At 42.9% G+C, this 5,504-nt stretch carries 4 protein-coding genes; all 4 read right to left on the reverse strand.

Features of this window, described 5'->3' with window-relative positions; translation table 11 throughout:
• Positions 1 to 381 precede the first annotated feature (381 nt).
• Entirely contained in the window at positions 382 to 2,916 is a 2,535-nt protein-coding gene (locus AC805_RS09665; RefSeq protein WP_055075237.1) for an EAL domain-containing protein, read from the reverse strand.
• The gene (locus tag AC805_RS09670) at positions 2,897 to 3,790 is read right to left on the reverse strand and encodes a FecR domain-containing protein (protein WP_055075238.1); all 894 of its coding nucleotides are present in this window, start codon (positions 3,788 to 3,790) and stop codon (positions 2,897 to 2,899) included. The genes AC805_RS09665 and AC805_RS09670 overlap by 20 nt, the downstream gene beginning before the upstream one ends.
• Positions 3,791 to 3,946: 156 nt before the next feature.
• Positions 3,947 to 5,020: a hypothetical protein gene (locus tag AC805_RS09675; protein WP_055075239.1), complete on the reverse strand. Its 1,074-nt coding sequence runs from the start codon at positions 5,018 to 5,020 to the stop codon at positions 3,947 to 3,949.
• 65 nt (positions 5,021 to 5,085) lie between these two features.
• Complete coding sequence (locus AC805_RS09680) at positions 5,086 to 5,337, reverse strand: HNH endonuclease (protein WP_055075240.1); 252 nt, start codon at positions 5,335 to 5,337, stop codon at positions 5,086 to 5,088.
• Between the last annotated feature and the right edge of the window lie 167 nt (positions 5,338 to 5,504).

The following is a 5,504-nucleotide window of genomic DNA, read 5'->3' on the forward strand; positions in this document are numbered from 1 at the left end:
CTAAGAAACCATTTAAGAATTACTTTCTGCGGTCAAAAACTCTAAGAGATCCCCCTCAATCCCCCTTAAAAAGGGGGAAGAATTTAATTATCCCCCCTTTTTAAGGGGGGCTGGGGGGGATCTAGTGAATTCTTAAATGGTTTCTAAAGTTGCGATCGCAAAATTAGTACAAGGGTTCGCAAAGCTGAAAATGGCGTAGCCATTTTCAGCTTTGTTATTAAGAAGAGAATGACAGCACAAAGCACCATTCTCTTCTTACAGCAATTACCAATCAAACGAACCACAAGGAAATTTTTGAAAGCGTTGCTTCGCAACGCTTTCAAAAATTTCCTTGGTTTGGGTTTTAGCGCAAAGCGCTGTAAAGTTTGGGAATTAGGACTGCTATATAGATTGAAAGATGGCTTCGATCGCCTTAACATCAAGCGGTCTAAACAAAAAGAAACCCTGTCCATCCCCATCTTCACTAAGTAAATCTTGTAAATAATTTAACTGGGCTAAGCTTTCAATCCCTTCTGCCACAATATGTGCCTTAACACTCTTAGCTAAAGCAATAATTGCTTGGAGAATGCCCATCCCATTGGTATTGGTATGGATATTATTAACAAACGAACGGTCAATTTTTAAACCATCAAAAGGAAACTTATGTAGATAGGCAAGCGAGGAATAACCAGTACCAAAGTCATCAATATAAATCTTGATACCTGCTTGACGCATCTGATTTAAGATAGTTAGCGCCGAGTTGGGGTTTTCCATTATCGAGCTTTCCGTTAATTCAATCTTCAGGTGTTCTGGCGATAACTGGGTCTGCTGAAGAATATTGAGACATTTTTCGAGTACATCCTTCTGGGCTAACTGCTTAGGAGATAGATTGACACTGATGGTAATGTCTTTGGCTTTGGGAAATTTCTGATGCCAAGACTTGAGCTGTAAACAGGCATTTCGCATAATCCAATCACCAATAGGAACGATCAGCCCCGTTTCCTCCGCCAGAGGAATAAACTGAGTAGGTGATATCAATCCACGTTCGGGATGTTGCCACCGAATCAAGGCTTCTAAACCTACGATCTGCATATTACTGAGGGCGAGGATTGGTTGATAATAGATGAGAAATTCTTGATGGGGTTGATTCTGAATGTCTTGACTGATCGCAACAGCTTTACGAAGATCTTTTTCGAGCTGTAGGCGCTTGAGCACTCTTTCGCGCATGGAAATGTGAAAGACCTGATTGCAGGAGATTCCTAATTTTTTGGCATAAAACATTGCGGTATCCGCATCCCTCAAAAGGATCTCAGGCGAGTTTATCTCTGAAGAATTTCGATCTTCGATAGGATTAATTTGATGGAATTTAATACCAATATTTGCCGAAATATCAATTTGGCTTCCTGCGATTATAAAAGGAATTTTAAATTTGCTTTGGATCTCATCGGCGATGGCGATCGCTTCCTGCTCATCGCCCAGACTCTCCAAAAGGATGACAAATTCGGCTCCTCCAAAACGAGCAATAGCTACTTGGGAAGGTACGGTACTCCGCAAGCATTGACTGACTTCAACAATGAGCAAATTGCCAATGGGATGTCCAAAGGTATCATTAATATTTTTAAATCGAGCAATATTAATCCAGAGAATCGCTAAAAGATGGGGGCGATCGCGCTCGGGAAAAGATGAAATATTTTGATGGAGTAGGTTTTGTAAAATCTTCTCAAACTGCAAACGGTTGTACAATCCTGTCAAATGGTCGTGGGTTGATTCGTAGTCAAGCTGAATTTTGGCAGTTTGCAAGAATCGCCTCACTTGCCAACGCTCCTGTAGCGCGATCGCGAATCCCGTTAACAGAACCATCAACATAGGAACGGCGATCGCTATCCAGTAATTAGCAGTAAAAGCGACAAAAGCCGTAATTACCCAGATTCCAGCCAAAGCCAAAGCGCTGATACTCCCGATCCATAAATTCTTTCTGGGTGAGAGTAAACTAAGGATCAGGCTGCTCACTAGAACCAAAATCCAGATGTCATTGGCGTTGGTAACTACCAGCGAATTCTTTTGGAGTAAATTTTGTAAAACCATGGCATGTAAATGCACGCCACTGGCAGGCGGATTGCGGTCAAAGGGAGTGACTAAACTATCTATCCCTGAAGCAGTTGCACCGACTAAGATAATTTTATGATAGAAGACAGAGGCGGGAACCCGATCGTTAATAACATCGCTGAATGATACTTGAGGAATATCTTTAACTCGCTTTGTCCAATTAATAGTTAAGGTCTGGTTTAGTTGAGGTAATAGATTAACCGTGGCATTGGTCAGATCGTAGGTCTGTAGCATGGCAACGCCAAGAGTTGGCACATCATGGATTTGTAAATCCACTTGACGAACAATTCCATCAATATCCTCCCGTTTGAGAATATGCCCAACTGCCGCGCCTGCATCGCCAATCGGCTCTACAGGTAACAAGGGCTGACCCGATTTATCCCAAGCCATCGCGAGCACTACTCTTTGCGATCGCTCAATTGCGGCGGCCAGTTCCCGATCGTTGCCACTGGGCTCAGACCATAAAATATCAAACCCAATAACACTGGGTTCTGCGGGTTCGAGTTTTTGTAAAAGCTGAACATAGCGATCGCGCGTCCATGGAAATCGACCCAGTTTTTGGATACTCTCATCATCGATGCTAATCATCATCAACCGTTCGTCCCAAGGGCGATCGCCTCGCCAATGCGTAAAGCTATTGTAGGCAAACAATTCGATAGGTGGTAAAAAGCCCGAATATAGCACCAGTAATAAAGTGATGCCCGTGGCAAATAGGGTTGGTAAAACGCGCCAGATCGTTTGTAGCAATCGCGATCGCTTACTATTGATAGGATGATTCAGCAATAGTCTAGGAACTAATCGAGAAATCAACTTAGAGAATAGGGATCTCATAGACTTGTATTTTCCCCGTAGTGGTTTCCACCGTTACTGCGATCTTTAAACTGGAAGGGGCTGGCAATTGCAGATAAAACTTTCCACTGCGATCTAAAGCTTGCTCTTTTCCCTCTACCTTAACAGTGTTAAAAGGATTGGTGTAACCGATCAAAACAATAGACCGACCTGAACCCGATGCACGGCGATCGATCGCATATCTCAAACTCGCATCATTATTAATAGGAACTGGCGTTGAAGGTGGCTGTCCGACTACGGTCAAATTTTGAAATCCCCCATTGACCATTTTGGTCTGGTTTTGAGCTGTAGTAGCCACACTTCCTTGAAGAGTTGTAATCACCATGTCGCCACTGTTTTTAGCTTGCACGATATATCTAGTTCCCCTGACTCCACTAATTCCCGCAGGGGTTTGAATATTAAGTTGAGAGCCGCGATTGGTAAATTTTCTTATTTGCAATCTTGCCTTGCCACGCGGTACAAATAAATTAGTAATCCGACCATTATCAGCGGCTATTTTAAAGGAATTAATTCTAATAGTTGTGTTTTCAGAAACATAGATCGAACCTACCCCCGTATCGACGCTTAAAACCGCCGTGCCATTTGCTCCTGTGGAAATTTCATCGCTGGGAGTTTGCAAGAGATCGCCATTTTGGGCAGAACGATTCTCATAGTTATATAAATTACGATAGGTGACATTCCCCGATACTTTTTCAACTTTTAACCATTGATTAGTCCGAACTTGAATGCCATTTTGAGCAATAACTCCTTGTTTACTTTGTGGGAGTAAGATAGCTCCAGAGACATCAATACATAGCCCCAGAAAAGCAATAAAAATCAAATTAAATTTAGGATGGGGGGGGCGTTTTTGTAGCATTTGCAAATGCGTCGGAATATTTTCTAAAAATACTATAACAATCCTCTTACATATTCATAATACTCCCCTATGCCCATTCTCCTATCGCAAAGCCCCAGTTTGCATATTAAATTGCTTGCATGAATTGCTGGCGGTTTTGAATGGGGAATCGGGAATCTATAGGGAATTAATGGCGGATTTGGCGAGAAAGTCACGCAAACGGCGGGAAATTAATTCGCGACTGCCCATTCTCCGTCCTAGCTCTTTTTCTAAAGCGCCAACGGGTGTTAAATTTTGTGGTGCGCGGGGATCGCGACTAGGATGGGATGCATATTGAGGAATTAAATAGGTGCTTTGATCGGCGATCGCTTTGGCATGGGCGAGGTCTAGCCCTCCATCGAGATCGATCCGAATGATCCCATGTAAATCGTGGTAGCCCAGTTTTTTATAATTGAGATCCTGACTCCCCGATCGCAAATACCAACTGAGGTTCGAGCCATGCGTATTGGCAATCCGAAAAATCGGCGTGCGTTCTCCCACCTTAAGCGATCGCATAATTTGCGCGTTTTCTCCCTTGAGGTAAGCCTTGCCCATGGTTTTGACATAGCCAATGGTCGCGAAAGGAGTTTGATAAACGCGATAGAGCAAGGGACCATCGCGCACGATTAAGGTGTCTTCGTGAATTAAGTCCTTATTTAGCGATAGTTCGTTGGCAATCCGCAGTTCCTCATCAAGCATGGCACTCTGGACGATTTGCGAAGGGGTATCGGGCTCATTGTTGCTATTGGTTAAGCAATAATCATATTTAAGATCGCCTCGACCACTGATAGGACAGGGAATTACGGTGGGTGGAGCGGTTAAGTTTCCCCCCATTGCGATAATCCGTTTGATTTCAGTAGCAATACATTTGGCTCGACTCTTAACCCGATCTACGAGCACTGCGCCGACGGCGATCGTCGCAAAAGCTCCATACAAAATTTCATCGTCAATCCGTCCCAAAAATCTAGCATCTAGACGCAAACGTCCATCAATAAATAAGATTTGATTGGGAAGCTCTGGGGCGATCGCTGCCCTAATGGGCTGCCACTGAGCATTACTTACTTCGACCTCGGTGTTTATCTTATCGTTAGTGGGAATCTCTTCAGGATTGATGCTGACTGGCGCATCGTAGCCAATACTCCAAGGTTCGAGGCGAATGTTGTATTCGTTCCAAAAACTTTCTACTGGCGGTTTTACAAGATTAGTAACCATAGAGAAATAAGCTATTTACATAGCTATGTAAATAGCTATGAATTATACATGAGAGAGCCTTTAATTCAATCGCTAAATAATCTCCGAAAGCGCGGATCGATCTTGTCTCTTTTTTGGCTATTACATTTGGCGCAAAGAGTTTGCAAATTGCTAAGATCATTGCTTCCCCCCTCAGCTAACGGAATAATATGATCGATTTGTAATGTCTTGGCGCTCAGGTCAGTTTTGTAGCAACTTTGACATTGATAGTTATTGCGATCGAAGACATATTTTCTGACTTCAGGGGGAATATTTATACGTGGTGTTTTATCTGCCATAGGTGCCTTTTTAGCTCGAAGTTTTCCTTCCTATTAAACAATATAGCTACAGTCACTTATACCAATTCCCAAAATGGCGTTGCCATTTTGGGAATCTCAAAACCTTACTGGGTTTGGTGTTTAATTCACAAAAGTGTTGTCACACTTTCGTGAATTGGTATTAAATC

Origin of the sequence: Pseudanabaena sp. 'Roaring Creek', assembly GCF_001402795.1 — a bacterium.
Classification (GTDB): Bacteria; Cyanobacteriota; Cyanobacteriia; order Pseudanabaenales; family Pseudanabaenaceae; genus Pseudanabaena.

What these genes read in the sequence shown, in the direction of transcription:
- AC805_RS09665 (WP_055075237.1), bottom strand. Translation starts at nt 2,916, where the DNA reads ATGAGATCCCTATTCTCTAAGTTGATTTCTCGATTAGTTCCTAGACTA.
- AC805_RS09670 (WP_055075238.1), bottom strand. Translation starts at nt 3,790, where the DNA reads ATGCTACAAAAACGCCCCCCCCATCCTAAATTTAATTTGATTTTTATT.
- AC805_RS09675 (WP_055075239.1), bottom strand. Translation starts at nt 5,020, where the DNA reads ATGGTTACTAATCTTGTAAAACCGCCAGTAGAAAGTTTTTGGAACGAA.
- AC805_RS09680 (WP_055075240.1), bottom strand. Translation starts at nt 5,337, where the DNA reads ATGGCAGATAAAACACCACGTATAAATATTCCCCCTGAAGTCAGAAAA.